General features: G+C 72.6%; 14 protein-coding genes and 1 other RNA gene. 5 read left to right on the top strand and 10 right to left on the bottom strand.

What is annotated here, in order from left to right:
• Positions 1-11: 11 nt before the first annotated feature.
• From ACLBXO_RS03125 to ACLBXO_RS03110, 4 genes are all read right to left on the bottom strand, one after another.
• The gene (locus ACLBXO_RS03125; RefSeq protein ID WP_331318624.1) at positions 12-335 is read right to left on the bottom strand and encodes a YbaB/EbfC family nucleoid-associated protein; all 324 of its coding nucleotides are present in this window, start codon (positions 333-335) and stop codon (positions 12-14) included.
• A 62-nt stretch (positions 336-397) separates the two neighbouring features.
• On the bottom strand, positions 398-2,278 hold the full coding sequence (locus tag ACLBXO_RS03120; RefSeq protein WP_447684480.1) for a DNA polymerase III subunit gamma/tau: 1,881 nt from the start codon (positions 2,276-2,278) through the stop codon (positions 398-400).
• A gap of 37 nt (positions 2,279-2,315) precedes the next feature.
• Positions 2,316-2,414: signal recognition particle sRNA small type (gene ffs / locus ACLBXO_RS03115), an RNA gene on the bottom strand.
• Positions 2,415-2,507: 93 nt separating this feature from the next.
• Complete coding sequence (locus ACLBXO_RS03110) at positions 2,508-2,768, bottom strand: PepSY domain-containing protein (RefSeq protein ID WP_447684479.1); 261 nt, start codon at positions 2,766-2,768, stop codon at positions 2,508-2,510.
• Between the two features lie 142 nt (positions 2,769-2,910).
• On the opposite strand from ACLBXO_RS03110, the gene ACLBXO_RS03105 reads away from it, so the two are divergent.
• Both ACLBXO_RS03105 and ACLBXO_RS03100 read left to right on the top strand, forming a co-directional pair.
• Positions 2,911-4,449 (top strand): YifB family Mg chelatase-like AAA ATPase, encoded by a 1,539-nt coding sequence (locus ACLBXO_RS03105; protein WP_447684478.1) that lies wholly within the window; start codon positions 2,911-2,913, stop codon positions 4,447-4,449.
• The gene (locus ACLBXO_RS03100; protein ID WP_447684477.1) at positions 4,446-6,203 is read left to right on the top strand and encodes a protein kinase domain-containing protein; all 1,758 of its coding nucleotides are present in this window, start codon (positions 4,446-4,448) and stop codon (positions 6,201-6,203) included. Before ACLBXO_RS03105 ends, ACLBXO_RS03100 begins: the two co-directional genes overlap by 4 nt.
• Positions 6,204-6,218: 15 nt before the next feature.
• Here the strand turns inward: ACLBXO_RS03100 and ACLBXO_RS03095 are convergent, their stop codons facing one another.
• From ACLBXO_RS03095 to ACLBXO_RS03075, 5 genes are all read right to left on the bottom strand, one after another.
• Positions 6,219-6,938 (bottom strand): glutathione S-transferase, encoded by a 720-nt coding sequence (locus ACLBXO_RS03095; protein ID WP_447684476.1) that lies wholly within the window; start codon positions 6,936-6,938, stop codon positions 6,219-6,221.
• A 48-nt stretch (positions 6,939-6,986) separates the two neighbouring features.
• Positions 6,987-7,436: a hypothetical protein gene (locus tag ACLBXO_RS03090; protein ID WP_447684475.1), complete on the bottom strand. Its 450-nt coding sequence runs from the start codon at positions 7,434-7,436 to the stop codon at positions 6,987-6,989.
• A 135-nt stretch (positions 7,437-7,571) separates the two neighbouring features.
• Positions 7,572-7,961 (bottom strand): hypothetical protein, encoded by a 390-nt coding sequence (locus ACLBXO_RS03085; protein ID WP_447684474.1) that lies wholly within the window; start codon positions 7,959-7,961, stop codon positions 7,572-7,574.
• Positions 7,962-8,004: 43 nt separating this feature from the next.
• Positions 8,005-9,885, bottom strand: a complete 1,881-nt coding sequence (locus ACLBXO_RS03080; protein ID WP_447684473.1) for a methylmalonyl-CoA mutase family protein — start codon at positions 9,883-9,885, stop codon at positions 8,005-8,007.
• A 159-nt stretch (positions 9,886-10,044) separates the two neighbouring features.
• On the bottom strand, positions 10,045-10,848 hold the full coding sequence (locus ACLBXO_RS03075) for an undecaprenyl-diphosphate phosphatase (protein WP_447684472.1): 804 nt from the start codon (positions 10,846-10,848) through the stop codon (positions 10,045-10,047).
• Between the two features lie 253 nt (positions 10,849-11,101).
• On the opposite strand from ACLBXO_RS03075, the gene ACLBXO_RS03070 reads away from it, so the two are divergent.
• The 3 genes from ACLBXO_RS03070 to ACLBXO_RS03060 are packed head-to-tail and all read left to right on the top strand — an operon-like array spanning position 11,102 to position 13,829.
• The gene (locus tag ACLBXO_RS03070) at positions 11,102-11,794 is read left to right on the top strand and encodes a glutathione S-transferase family protein (protein ID WP_331317552.1); all 693 of its coding nucleotides are present in this window, start codon (positions 11,102-11,104) and stop codon (positions 11,792-11,794) included.
• Positions 11,795-11,823: 29 nt separating this feature from the next.
• Positions 11,824-12,969: a tRNA epoxyqueuosine(34) reductase QueG gene (gene queG / locus ACLBXO_RS03065; RefSeq protein WP_447684540.1), complete on the top strand. Its 1,146-nt coding sequence runs from the start codon at positions 11,824-11,826 to the stop codon at positions 12,967-12,969.
• The gene (locus tag ACLBXO_RS03060) at positions 12,966-13,829 is read left to right on the top strand and encodes an SDR family oxidoreductase (protein WP_447684471.1); all 864 of its coding nucleotides are present in this window, start codon (positions 12,966-12,968) and stop codon (positions 13,827-13,829) included. Before queG ends, ACLBXO_RS03060 begins: the two co-directional genes overlap by 4 nt.
• Here ACLBXO_RS03060 and ACLBXO_RS03055 read toward each other — a convergent pair whose 3' ends face one another.
• The gene (locus tag ACLBXO_RS03055; RefSeq protein ID WP_051123769.1) at positions 13,830-14,654 is read right to left on the bottom strand and encodes a metal ABC transporter permease; all 825 of its coding nucleotides are present in this window, start codon (positions 14,652-14,654) and stop codon (positions 13,830-13,832) included.
• Positions 14,655-14,665: the final 11 nt, after the last annotated feature.

Below are 14,665 nucleotides of genomic sequence, written 5' to 3'. Positions count from 1 at the left end.
CGAGCGGATTCCTAGAACGGCAGCTTCATGCCCGGCGGCAGGGGCAGGCCCTTGGTCAGCTCGGCCATGCGCTCCTGCATGGTCGCTTCCGCCTTGCCGCGGGCGTCGTTGCAGGCCGCCACGATCAGGTCCTCCAGGATCTCGCGCTCGTCCGCCACCATCAGGGACGGGTCGATGCTGACGCCCTTCATCTGACCCTTGGCGGACATGGTGACCCGGACCGAGCCGCCGCCGGACGCGCCGGTCACCTCGATCGCGTCCATCTCGGACTGCAGGTTGGCCATCTTCTCCTGCATGGCCTGAGCCTGCTTCATGATGCCCATCAGGTCGCGCATGCGGCTCTCTTTCCGTTTCCTCGTCTGATCTGGGTATCGCGCGGCCCGTGCGCCACCGCGCGTCAGGCGTCGTCGTCCTCGACCTCGCCGACCCGCGCGGCATCGCCTTCCCCGAGGATCTCCTGCTCGGCGGAGGGCAGGGCCTCGGAGACGGTCTCGCGCACGTCGACGATCTCGGCCCCGGGGAAGCGCGTCAGCACCTCCCGCACGAAGGGATCCGCGGCGGCGTTCTCCCGGCGGGTCTCGGTGGCGGCGCGGGCGGCCGCGTCGAGGGTCGGGGCGCCCTCGTCCTTCGACAGGGCCACCACCCAGCGCCGCCCGGTCCAGCGCTCGATGGCGGCGGCGATGTCGTTGGCGAGGCTCGCCCGGCCGCCGGAGGCGAGGCGGAACTCGATCCGGCCTTCCTCGAAGCGCACCAGGTGGACGTCGCGCTCCAGAGCGGTCCGCAGCAGGATGTCCCGGTTGGCGTCGGCTAGCGCGATCAGGTCCTCGTACCGTCCGAGGCGGGGTGTCGGTGGTGCCACCGGCGCCGGTCTCGGCGCCGGCGCACCGACGGGCGCGTTCACGGCGACGGGCGCGGGGGCGCCCGGGGCGGCCTCCGGGGCGGCCGTACGGGGTGCAGCGGCGAGGGCCGCGGAGCCGCCGCCGCGCAGGTCGGGGATCGGCGGCAGCGGCGGCCGGGCCGACAGGGACGGCGGTTCGTCCGCGGGCGCGGCGGCCGCCTCCGCCCGCAACTGGCGCAGGGCCTCGTCGGGTGTCGGCAGATCGGCCGCGTAGGCGAGACGCACGATCGCCATCTCGGCCGCCGCCAGCGGCCGGGGCGCCGCCTGAACCTCGGGAATCGCCTTGAGCAGGATCTGCCACGCCCGCGACAGGGCGCGGATCGTGAGCTTCTCGGCGAACGCGGCCCCGCGGACGCGCTCGGTCTCGCTGAGCGTCGGGTCCGCGGCCGCCTCCGGCACCACCTTGAGCCGGGTGACGAGATGCGTGAAGGCCGCGAGATCCGAGAGCACCACAGACGGGTCCGCGCCGGAATCGTACTGGGCCCGCAATTCCGCGAAGGCGGCCGGGACCGACCCGCGCATCACCGCCTCGAACAGATCGAGGATGCGGGCGCGATCGGCCAGGCCCAGCATGTCGCGCACGCTCTGCGCGGTGATCGTCCCGGCGCCGTGGGCGATCGCCTGGTCGAGCAGCGAGAGCGCGTCGCGCACCGACCCCTCCGCGGCTCGCACGATCGCGCCGAGTGCCTCGTCCTCGACGGTGACGCCCTCGGCGGCGCAGACCTTCGCGAGATGGGCGTGCAGGGTCGGCGCCTCGACACGGCGCAGGTCGAACCGCTGGCAGCGCGACAGGATCGTCACCGGGACCTTGCGGATCTCCGTGGTGGCGAACACGAACTTCGCGTGCGGCGGCGGCTCCTCCAGCGTTTTCAGGAAGGCGTTGAACGCCTTCTCGGAGAGCATGTGGACCTCGTCGACGATGTAGACCTTGTAGCGCGCCGAGACCGGCCCGTAGCGGATGCCGTCGATGATCGCCCGGACGTCGTCGATGCCGGTATGCGAGGCGGCGTCCATCTCCAGCACGTCCATGTGCCGGGATTCCATGATCGCCGCGCAGTGGAGGCCGAGTTCCGGCATCGACACGGTCGGGCCGGTGTCCGGCTGGCCGGCGCGGGCGTAGTTGAGGCCGCGGGCCAGGATCCGGGCCGTGGTGGTCTTGCCGACCCCGCGGACGCCGGTGAGCATCCAGGCCTGCGGGATGCGGTTGGCCGCGAACCCGTTCGCGAGGGTCCGCACCATCGCGTCCTGGCCGATCAGGTCGCCGAAATTGGTGGGGCGGTACTTGCGCGCGAGCACCCGGTACGGCGTCGCCGCGGCGGGGGGCGCTGGAAACCCGGGCAGGCCCGGCTCGTCGTCAGGCGTGCCGGTCGTAGCGTCCATGCCGTGTCTGGGTCTGGCTGCCGCGCGCCGTGAGATAAGGTGGGAGGCTGGACGAAGACCCGCTCGGTCTCGTTAGGGCTGCTTCCTTCCGGACCTGACCCGGTTGGCGAGTGAAACGTCCCTCGCCAACCCCCCGCCGGCTATATGGCCGGGCCTCGCTCCGAACGCAAGCGCCGCGATCTCGCGCTGCGACTCGGCACTGCGACTCGGCACTGCCCCTCTGCGTCGCCTACTCGGCCTCGCGCTTGACGATCGCCAGGGTCTTCGGATCGAGCTTGAGGTCGAACTGCTTGCCGCTCGCGTCGATCGCGTCGTCGACCTCGATCATGCCGTCGTCGAGCTCGATCTCCTTCCACTTGGTGAAGCCCTCCTGTTTCAGCATGGCTTCGACCTTCGCCTGCTGGTCGGGCGGGAGCTTCTCGTCGGCGCGGGCGGAGAGGCTGGTGCCGGCGAGCAGGGTCAGGGCGAGAAGGGTGGTGGTCAGGCGCATGGCTGTCTCCGCTCCGGCCATTGTGTCCGGCTGTGAACAGGCCGGCGGCAGCGGAGTTCCATCGCGGCCATGCCCTTGAGCCGCCCCCGGATCTGCCGCACATCTTGGCCCTACGGAACGCGGCGGCGAGGATTTGGCACCGATGGTCACGCGCGTCGCCACCGTGGCCTTCGAGGGCATCGAGGCGCGGGCGGTGGACGTGCAGGTCCAGATCGTCCCGGGCTCGGTGGTGTTCACCGTCGTGGGTCTGCCCGACAAGGCGGTGGCGGAATCGCGCGAGCGTGTCCGCGGCGCGCTGATCGCCTCCGGGCTGGCGCTGCCGGCCAAGCGCATCACGGTGAATCTCGCACCGGCGGATCTTCCCAAGGAGGGTTCGCACTTCGACCTGCCGATCGCGCTCGGTGTCATGGCGGCGATCGGCGCGATCCCGGCCGACGCGCTCGCCGGCTACTGCGTGCTCGGCGAACTCGCCCTCGACGGCAGCATCACCGCGGTCAGCGGCGTGCTGCCGGCAGCCATGGCGGCCGGTGCCCGGGGGCTCGGGCTCATCTGCCCGGCCGCCACCGGACCGGAGGCGGCCTGGGCCGGGGGCGATCTCGACGTGCTCGCGCCGCGCTCGCTGATCCAGCTCGCCAACCACTTCAAGGGCAGCCAGGTCATGGCGCGGCCGGAGCCCGCCGTCGCCGTGCCGGCCGGACCCCTGCCCGACCTCGCCGACATCCGGGGTCAGGAGGGCGCCAAGCGCGCCCTGGAGATCGCCGCGGCCGGCGGCCACAACCTCCTGATGAACGGTCCGCCGGGCTCGGGCAAATCCATGCTCGCGGCCCGTCTTCCGTCGATCCTCCCGCCGCTGACGCCGCGCGAGCTCCTCGACATCTCCATGATCCAGTCGGTTGCGGGCGCGCTGAAGGACGGGGCCCTCTCCGACCGGCGGCCGTTCCGGCAGCCGCACCATTCCGCCTCGATGGCGGCGCTCGTCGGTGGCGGTCTCGGGGCGCGACCGGGCGAGGTCTCCCTCGCCCATGGCGGGGTGCTGTTCCTGGACGAGCTGCCCGAGTTCGCCCCGCAGGTGCTCGACTCCTTGCGCCAGCCGATGGAATCCGGGGTCGTGATGATCGCCCGGGCCAACCACCGCGTCACCTACCCGGCGCGCTTCCAGCTGGTCGCCGCGATGAACCCCTGCCGCTGCGGCCAGGGTCTCGAGCCGGGCTACGCCTGCCGGCGCGGGCCGAACGCGCGCTGCATGGCGCAGTACCAGGGGCGGATCTCCGGCCCGATGCTCGACCGCATCGACCTGCGCGTCGAGGTGCCGGCCGTGACCGCCGTCGACCTGATCCTGCCGGCACCCGCCGAGGGCTCCGCCGAGGCCGCCGCGCGGGTGTCGGCGGCCCGCGCGCTCCAGGGCGCGCGCTACGCCGCGCGCGGCCTGCCGGATTCCACCACCAACGCGACCTGTCCGGCGACGCTGATCTCGGACGTCGCGAGCCCCGACGCCGACGGGACGGCGCTGATCCGCCAGGCGGCCGAGAGCATGCGCCTCTCCGCCCGCGGCTTTCACCGGACGCTGCGCGTCGCCCGAACCCTGGCCGATCTCGACGGCGAGGCGCAGGTTCGACGGCTCCATCTCGCGGAGGCGCTCTCGTACCGGGGCCGCGGCGACGGCGCGGCGGCGGCCGCGTGAGTAGCGGCCCGCGCGGCCCGGCCGACCTGACGGTCTCGATCGGCCAGCACAGCAGCGCCGGCCGCAAGGCGGCCAACCAGGATTTCAACGGCGCGCTGGTCCCGGTTCAGCCGGCCCTCGGCCTGAAGGGCATCGCGGTCGCGCTGGCCGACGGGATCAGCAGCAGCGCGGCCGGGGCCGCGGCGAGCGAGACCGCGGTCAAGAGCTTCCTCAGCGACTACTACGCCACGCCCGACACGTGGTCGGTGAAGACCTCGGCGCAGCGCGTGATCGCGGCGACCAATTCCTGGCTGTTCGCCGAGACGCGGCGCGGCATCGACCCGAACGACCTCGACCGGGGCCACGTCACGACCTTCGACGCCCTCGTGCTGAAAGCGCGCGCGGCCCATCTCTTCCACGTCGGCGATGCCCGGATCTGGCGCGTCTCCGGAAAGTCCCTGGAGCAGCTCACCGAGGACCACCGCGTCGTGGTCTCCGCTGCGGAATCCTATCTCGGCCGGGCCCTCGGGGCGCAGGCCCGCCTGGAGATCGACTACCACGCCGTCGGCATCGCGGCGGGCGACACCTTCGTGCTGACGACCGATGGCGTGCACGAGCATGTCCGGCCCCGCGACATGGTCGCGGCGATCGCGGCGGCCGAGACCCTGGACGGCGCCGCGCGGGCGATCGTGGAGACGGCCCTGGCGGCCGGCAGCCCGGACAACCTGACGATCCAGATCGTGCGGGTCGAGGCGGTGCCGGAGGGTGAGCCGGCCGACCTGCTCGGCGAGGCCGAGGGGCTGGACCCGGCGCCGCTCCTCGACCCGCCCGCGGAACTCGACGGATTCCGACTGCTGCGGATCCTGCATTCCGGTCCCCGCAGCCGCGTCTACCTGGCGGTGGAGGCGGAGACCGGTGCCCAGGTCGCCTTGAAGGTGCTGTCCCTCGACCTCCGGGACGACCCGGCGCAGCGGAAGCGCTTCGTCATGGAGGAGTGGATCGCGCGGCGGATCGACAATCCCCACGTGCTCAAGGCCCATCCCCAAGCCGGCCCCCGCAGCCACCTCTACACGGTGATGCGCTACGTCGAGGGCCAGACCCTGAGCCAGTGGATGCGCGACAACGCGGCGCCCGAACTGGAGGTTGTGCGGGGGCTGGTCGAGCAGATCGCGCGGGGCGTGCAGGCCTTCCACCGGCGGGAGATGGTCCACCAGGACATGCGGCCCGACAACGTCCTGATCGACGCGACCGGGACTGTCCAGATCATCGATTTCGGCGCGACCCAGGTCGCCGGGGTCGTCGAGGGCGACCCGCGGATCGACCCGACGGAGATCCTCGGCACGGTTCAGTACACGGCGCCGGAGTGCTTCCTCGGCGCCCCGGGGACCGCCCAGTCGGACGTCTTCGCGGTCGGCGTGATGACCTACCAGATGCTCACGGGGCGCTTGCCCTACGGCGACGCAGTGCCCCGGGCGCGGACGCGTGCGGCGCAGCGGCGGTTGCGCTACGCCTCGGCGCGAACGGTGCGCCCGCTGCTGCCGGTCTGGGTCGACGGGGCGCTGTGCAGGGCCGTCCATCCCGATCCGCAGCGGCGCTACGCGGCGGTCTCGGCCTTCGTCCACGACCTGCGCCACCCCAACCCGGCCTTCACGGAGGGCCGGCGGGCGTCGCTGCTGGAGCGCGACCCGCTGCTGTTCTGGCGCCTGCTGTCGCTTTTGCTCGGCCTCGTCGCACTGGTGCTGGCGGCGATCCTGATCGCCGGCCCGCGGCGGTGAGCTCCGGCGGCGGTCTCAGGGATCCAGTTCGGGATAGCGGCGGAAGATGCCGTCCTCGTTGAACGGGACCCGGCGCGGGCTGGCGAGGTAGGCGGAGAGCCGCGGGCGCTGCGCGACCCTGTCATGGAGCCGCGCCACCTGCGGGCTTCTCCGGAGGGCCGCGGCGGTGGCTCTGGGAAAGGCGTAGAGCAGGCCGTCGACGAGCTGGAACAGCGACAGGTCGGCGTAGCAGAGGTCGGCACCGACGAGCCGGCCGCCGCCGTTGGCCGTCAGCACGCGCTCGAAGTAGCCGAGATATCTGGGGATGCGCTCGCTGCGGCACTCGGCCGCCCGCCGCAGCGCCTCGGGCTTCTGATCCGCGTAGTACAGGCCGACACCGACGGGATGGTGCGTGTCGTGGGCCTCGTCGACCGCGTCCGCGACGGTGAGCTGGAGCTGGTGGGTCCAGATCCGGTCGCGTTCCGACGCGCCGACGAGGCCGAGGCGCGGCCCGAGATAGAGCAGGATCGCGGCGCTCTGCCCGACGACGACGTCGCCGTCGCGCAGGAAGGGCGGGGCCAGGGGAGGCCTCGGCTCGCCCGGGTCTGACAGGCGGTCGAGCATCGGTCCGATGCCGCCGGCCTCGTCGTCCCGGCGGGCGACGTCGACGTAGTCGGCGCCGGCTTCCTCGAGAGCGAGGCGGACGAACTCGCCGCGCCCCTGGATCATCGGCCAGTAATGGAGCTCGTAGGGCATCGACGCCTCCGGGTCGGGGAAGGCGCGGCGAGCCCGGTCGGTTCCCGCTCAGTTGCTCTCGGCGGGCTCCTCGGCCGAGGCCTTCTCGACCGGCGGCTCGGCGCTGGCGACGGCCTTGCGGGCGAACATCGGCTGGAGGCGCTCGGCGAGCTGCTGGTCCAGGTGCTTGACGTAGGCGCCCTTGAAGTAGCGCTCGCCGGTCTTCGCACCGTAGAGACTGTCGTGGGCCTGGATCATCGCGGCGACCTCCGGGCGGCACAGGAAGCCCGTGATGCCGACGGCCTCGTACCACCGCCCGGCGCGCGCCTCGGCGGTCGCCTTCGGATTCGACAGCACCGTGTCGGCGAAGCACGCGGTGGCGGCCTGCCGCAGCGGCGCCAGCACCTTCTCGGCCTCCGCCGCGTTCACCTTCGGGGCGACCGGGTGCCGGTGAGGACGCGCCTCGGCGGCCGAGACGAGCGCGAGGACGGCGCAGGTGGCGAGGATCGAAGTCTTCATACGGGCGGCCTCGTCGGGTGTCCGAACCGCGTTCAGCTCTCGCTCATGATTGCGTCGGGATCGGGGCTGGCGGCCCGGTCCGGCTGCCCGATTGAGGGCAAGATCCCGACCGTTTCACGACGGCCACAGCCCGGCTCAGCCGCGCCGCTCCGCGTTCCAGTGTCCCCGGCAGGCGAGGGCCCCGGACGCGACCCAGGTTCCGGTCCCGAACCCGTCCGGGCCCAGGCGTCCGCGCACGTCGGCGGTGGCAGCGCCGTTCGAGATCGTGCCGCGGATCGCGCCGTTCCTGGCGACGCCGCCCTCGACCGTGAAGGCGGTCCCGATGAAGCGCGCCCGTCCGCGCTCGATCCGCACCGGGTAGCGATAGGCGCGGTCGCAGGTCCCCGTCTCGGTGATGATCTCGACGCTCCAGGTGCCGTCGAACCGGTTGGGCGGGGTGGCCGGGCGCGACGCGGCCGCGGCGGGAAGCGCGGTGGCGGGAAGCGTGGCGGCGAGGAGCAGGGCGACGGCGGGGCGGGGCGTCATGCGGATCCGGGATGCGGAGGGCTTCGGAGCGTCCTGCGCCCCGTCAGCGCGGCGGCGGCGCCCGCATGGCCGCACGGAGCGCCGCGTTGAGGAGGTCGAGCAGGTCGCAGCCGACATGCAGGAAGGCGGCCACGCCCGCCTGCTTGAGGGGCTCGGCCAGCTCCGTCGGTTTCCCGGCGAGGTAGACCGGTCCGGCGCCGGCCCTCGTGAGCGCCTCGGCGGTCGCGACCGCGCGCTCGGCGTAGATCCCGTCGGTGGAGCAGATGCAGGCGAGGCTGGCGCCGGATTCCCGGAACGCCCGCGCGGCCGCCTCGGCGTCGGGGAAGCCCTCGTTCGACAGCGCCTCGAGACCGCCGGCCGCGAAGGCGTTGGCCGCGAAGGTCGCCCGGGCATTGAAGGCCGCCACCGGGCCGAGATTGGCCAGGAACACGACCGGCCTGCGCCCTGTCTTGGCGAGGAAGGCGTCCGAGGCGTCGCGCAGGGCCTCGTAGGGCTCGGCGAGGCGCTGGGACGGCAGCGCGTCGCAGGCGACCGCCGCGCCCGCGCCGAAATTGGATCCGGGCACCGCCGCGACGGGCGGCACGTCGAGCACCGTGACCGGCTTCTCGGGAAGGTTCGGGAACTCGCTCGCACCGGTGAGCGGCTCGCGGCGGGTCGCCACCGCCTTCGCGCGGGCCTCGCGGGTCACCTCGATCCGCCGCTGCAGCTTGCCGACGCTGAGCGAGGCGACGATGCCGCCCTCGGCCTCGATCGCCTGGAACGCCGCCCAGCCCGCCTCGGCGAGCTCGGCCGTCAGGACCTCGAAGCCGCCGGCACCGGCGGCGGGGTCGCTGACCCGCGCGAGGTGCGATTCCTCGATGAGCACGATCTGGCTGTTGCGCGCCACGCGCCGGGCGAAGGCGTCGGGCAGGCCGAGGGCCTGCGTGTAGGGCAGGACCGCGACGCTGTCGGCGCCGCCCATGCCGGCCGAGGCCGCCGCCATGCCGGTCCGGAGGATGTTCACGAACGGGTCCCGCTTGGTCATCATCCGCCACGCGGTCTCGGCGTGGAGCCGCAGCGGCTTCGGATCGAGGCCGCAGGCCTGCTCGACCCGCGCCCAGAGGCGCCGCATCGCGCGGAATTTCGCCACGGTCACGAACTCGTCGGCATCGGCCGCCAGCAGCACGGCGACGCGGTCGCGGGCGCTCGCGAGATCGTGACCGGCCGCTTCCAGGGCGCGCAGGTAGGCGACGGCGGTGGCGAGCACCGCGCCGAGTTCAGCCGCCTCGCCGGCGCCGCCCTCGTGGTAGGGCCGGCCGTCGGCCAGGAAGGCCCGACCGCGGAAACCCGCGGCCTCGAGCTCGGCCACGGCCTCGGCGAGGCGGGGGGCGATGTCGGTCCAGACGGCCCCGAGGCCGCCGGTGGCCGCCAGGATGCCGACCGGGTCAAGCCCCAGATCAACGTCGTACGTCGAGAGATCCTCGCCGCGGCGCTCCGCCAGCGCCCTGACCAGCCGGGCCACCTCCAGGCCGCGGCCCCCGGCGTCGATCCGCAGGCCGATCAGCGGCAGCATCACACCCTTCAGCGCGGCGTCGAACGCCTCGACGCTCGCCGCCGTCAGGCCGAAGCCGCGGGCGCCCGGCGCGCCCGCGAAGGCGAGCACGAGGGCGTCGGCGCCGCCTTCCAGGTCGGTCAGCGCCTGCGTGTTGGCCAAGGCGAGGTCGGGATGGTCGACACGCTGGGCGATCCGCCAGGGTCCGGGCTCGCGCACCGGCTGCGCTACCGGCTCGGCCGGTCCGTAGAGCGGCTCGATCCGGAGGCCGTCGGCCGTGCGCGACACCAGCCGCTTCTCGAAATCGGCCCCCTTCAGGACGCCCTCGACGAGGCCGAGCCAGCGTGCGCGGTCTGCGGGCTCGAAGAGGTCGGCGAGCGGTCTGTCTTCCATCGGTGCGTCCCAGGGCGCGGCGTCTGCTGCACCGCTTTCACGCGTTTGCCTCGCACGCCGCTCCGCCGCTGGCAATCGCCCGATGGTTCAGGAAACCTCAAGCCGCGGATCACCGAATTTTGAGCGACGCGACCATGGCGACGCGAAGGGCGCCCCCCGTCAGCCGAGGATGATCAGGCCGGCGAAGCCGAGGGCGCCGACGATGATCCGCCACCACGCGAACAGCCAGAAGCCGTGGCGGGAAACGTAGTCGAGGAGAACCCGCACCACGAACAGCGCCGAGATGAACGACACGATGAAGCCGATCACGATCAGCCCGACATCGTTGCTCGAGAGGTACTTGTAGTTGTCGAGCAGGTCCTTGGCGAAGGCGCCCGCCATGGTCGGCATCGCCAGGTAGAACGAGAACTCGGTGGCCGAGCGCTTGTCGGCGCCCATCAGCATCGCGCCCACGATCGTGGCGCCGGACCGCGAGACGCCCGGGATCATCGCCAGGCACTGGAAGATGCCGATCTTCAGGTCCATCGGCAGTGAGAAGTCGTAGACGTCGGTCTTCTTCACCTGGAGGTCGGTGTCGTCGATGACGAGCAGCACGAGGCCGCCGGCCACCAGGGTCGCGCAGACGATCCACGGGTTGAACAGGTAGGCCTTGATCATCTTCGAGAAGAGGCCGCCGATGATCGCCGCCGGCAGGAACGCCACCAGGATGCCGAGCACGAAGCGGCGTGCCTTCGGGTCGGACGGCACCGCGGTGGCGATCCCCAGGAGGCGGCGGAAATACACGAGCAGGATCGCCAGGATCGCGCCGAGCTGGATCAGCACCTCGAAGGTGTTGTTGGGCGAGTGGAAGCCGATGAAGTGCCCCACCAGCAGCTGGTGGCCGGTGGACGAGACTGGGATGAACTCGGTCGCCCCCTCCACGAGGGCGAGCAGCACTGCCTTGCCGATGCTTGCCGGATCCATCGCGACGCCTTGTGCCGCGGGCGCGGCGGCCCCCGTCGGGCCGCCGCCTGCCACGCGAAATGGTTGTACCCGAGGCTTCGCCGATCAGGGTTGACGGGCAGTTACCGGGCCGGGCCGCGCGTGTTAAGGGCTCGGCAACGGTCGGGCAATAACGCTCGGTCCGAAGTCCTGCGCGCTGAAGACCGGCGCTCCGGGACCCACGACGAGCGCGGGACCGGCCGCGCTGGCAGACCGAACGTCCCGCACGGCCTCGATGGCAACCCTCTACCATTTCCCCTTCTGCGCGAATTCCCGGTTCATCCGTCTCGTGCTCGCCGAGATGGGCATGGAGCCGACGCTGTTCGAGGAACGGCCCTGGGAGCGGCGCGACGACTTCCTGCTGATCAACCCGGCGGGCGTCACACCCGTGCTGCTGGAGCAGAACGGCCTCGTCGTGCCCGGTGCCGGCGTCATCGCCGAGTATCTCGACGAGACCCGCGGGCTCGGTCTCTCCGGGCGGCGGATGCTGCCGGAGGACACGGTCGAGCGCGTCGAGGTCCGGCGCCTGCTCGACTGGTTCCTGGTCAAGTTCGAGTCCGAGGTGACCGCCTACCTCGTCAACGAGAAGATCTCGAAGCGCTTCATGTCGGCGAGCGAGGGCGGCGGCCCGCCCGACATGAACGCGATCCGCGCGGCGCGCTCCAACGTGCGCTACCACCTCAAATACATCGGCTACCTGATCGCGCGGCGGCGCTGGATCGCCGGCGACAACCTGACCTATGCCGACCTCGCGGCGGCCGCCCATCTCTCCTGCGTCGACTACTTGGGCGACGTGCCCTGGGACGAGGACGAGATGGCGCGGAACTGGTACGCGCGGGTCAAGTCACGGCCCTCGTTCCGCGCCCTGCTGGCCGACCGTGTGGCCGGGATGGCGCCGGCCGCCCACTACGCGGATCTGGATTTCTGAACGCCCGACGCATCCACCACGGCGCCGACCTGCGCCGCCTCGTCGAGACCCGGGCCCGGACGCTCGGGTTCTGCGGCCTGCGCGTGACCCGGCCCGACCGGCTGCCCGACCTGCCGGGCCGCCTGTCCGCCTGGCTCGCCGAGGGCGCCCAGGGCACCATGGCCTGGATGGCGGATCGGGCCGACCAGCGCGCCAGCCCGATCGCGCTGTGGCCCGGTCTGCGCAGCATCCTGGTCCTGGCGATGAGCTACCGGCCGGAGCACGATCCCCTCGACCTCGTGGCGCGCCGCGACCGCGGTGCCGTCGCCGCCTACGCGCAGCGGCGGGATTATCACGAGGTTTTGAAGGGCCGCCTGAAAGAACTGGGTGGATATCTGTCGGCCAAGGGCGACGTGCGGGTGAAGGTCTTCTGCGACACCGCCCCCGTCATGGAGAAGACCCTCGCGGAGGCGGCCGGGCTCGGCTGGCAGGGCAAGCACACGGTGCTGATCTCCCGCGGGCACGGCAACTGGCTGCTCCTCGGCGCGATCTACACGAGCGCGGAATTCGAGCCCGACCCGCCGGAGCCGGACCATTGCGGCTCCTGCCGCGCCTGCCTGGACGTCTGCCCCACCGACGCCTTCCCGGCGCCCTACCGGCTCGACGCCCGGCGCTGCATCTCGTACCTCACGATCGAGCATGCCGGGCCGATCCCCGCGGCGTTCCGGGCGGCGATCGGCAACCGGGTCTTCGGCTGCGACGACTGCCTGGCCGTCTGTCCGTGGAACAAGTTCGCCCGCACCGCGGCTGAGAGCCGCCTCGCCGCGCGGGCGGACCTGGCAGCCCCGGCCCTCGCGGATCTGGCGGCCCTCGACGACGCGGCGTTCCGCGCCTTCTTCGCCGGCACGCCGGTGAAGCGTACCGGGCGCGACCGCTTCCTCCGCAACGTCATGATCGCGATCGGCAATTCGGGCGAACCCGCTCTGGCCGAGGCGGCCGTCGCGCGGCTGCGCGACCCGTCCCCGCTGGTGCGCGGGATGGCGGTCTGGGCCTGCGGCCGGCTGCTGGAGCCCGGGGCCGTGCGCGCGCTCCGGCGGCAGCACGGTGATTCCGAGAGCGACGCCCATGTGCGCGACGAGTGGCGGGCAGCCGGCGGCTTGACGGAACCGCGGGCGGACGAGACATCCGCGGCATGAATCTCTTCGTTTTCGGGCTCGGCTTCACCGGCCGTCGCTTCGCCGAGCGGGCACGGGCGCGTTTCGGGACTGTCCGCGGCACCGTCACCGACCCGGCAGCCGCCGACCGCGTCGCCGCGGAGACGGGCTTCGCCATGCGCGCCTTCGGGCCTCAGGCCGACGATCCCCGGATCGCCGCGGACCTCGCCGACACGGACGTGCTGCTCGTCTCGGCCCCCCCCGGCGAGGCGGGCGACCCGGTCCTGGCCCGCTACGCCGACACCGTCGCGGCGAGCCGGATCCGGTGGATCGGCTACCTGTCGACCATCGGCGTCTACGGCGACCAGGGCGGCGCCTGGATCGACGAGACCGCGCCGGCGACCCCGCGCAGCGCCCGGTCCAAGGTGCGCCTCGACGCCGAGGCGGCGTGGCTGGCCCTCGGCGCTGCGACCGGCAAGGCCGTCCAGGTGTTCCGGCTCTCGGGTATCTACGGGCCCGGGCGCAACCCGATCGTGAAGCTGCGCGAGGGCCGCTCGCAGCGCATCGTGAAGGCCGGGCAGGTCTTCAACCGCATCCACGTCGACGACATCGCCACGACGCTGCTCGCCTCGATCGACCAGCCGCGGCCGGGGGCGATCTACAACGTCACCGACGACGAGCCGGCCGCGCCCCAGACCGTAACCGAGCACGCGGCGGCCCTCACCGGGCTGCCGCTGCCGCCCGAGATCGATTTCGAGACCGCCGACCTGTCGCCGATGGCACGCAGCTTCTACGGCGAGAACAAGCGCGTCCGGAACCGGCTGATCCGCGACGAACTCGGCGTCGCGCTCGCCTACCCGACCTATCGCGAGGGGCTCGCCGCCCTCAAGGACCAGTCCTGATCAGGCCTCGAGGTGGCGCGGCCGGACGAGGCGGCGGAGCAGGCCGTCGCGGGGGCCGACCATCATCGAGGCGACGTAGAGGGCGCCGGCCGCCAGCACGATGGCCGGCCCGCTCGGCACGTCGTACCGGTACGACAGGCTGAGCCCCGACACGCTCGCCAGGGCGGCGATCAGCATCGAGACCGGGATCAGCCCGGCGAGGTCGCGGGCCCAGAACCGGGCCGCTACCGCCGGCAGCAGCATCAGCCCCACCGCCAGCAGCGTGCCGAGGGCCTGGAACCCGCCGACGAGATTCACCACCACCAGCGCCAGGAAGGCGAGGTGGACCGGGCCGCCGCTGCGGCTGACGCTGCGCAGGAACAGCGGATCGACGCATTCCATCACGAGCGGCCGGTAGATCAGGGCTAGGGCCAGGAGGGTCAGGGTGCTGATGCCGCCGAGCAGCCACAGCGCGGCGTCGTCGAGCGCCAGGACCGAGCCGAACAGGAAGTGCATCAGGTCGATCTGCGAGCCGCGCAGGGAGACCAGCAGCACGCCGGCGGCGAGCGAGATGAGGTAGAACGCCGCGAGGTTGGCGTCCTCCCGCACGACGGTCGCCCGGGTGACGGCACCCGCCAGGAGGGCGACCGCGAGACCCGCGACGAGGCCGCCCAGCGTCATCGCCGGCAGCGACAGGCCGGCGACCAGGAAGCCGACCGCCGCCCCGGGCAGGATCGCGTGGCTCATCGCGTCGCTCATCAGGCTCATGCGGCGCAGCGTCAGGAACACGCCGATGGGCGGCGCCGAGACCGAGAGCGCGAGGCAGCCCGCCAGGGCCCGGCGCATGAAGCCGAACT

Source organism: Methylobacterium sp. C33D, assembly GCF_053345825.1.
This window is presented reverse-complemented; position numbering and strand designations above follow the sequence as displayed.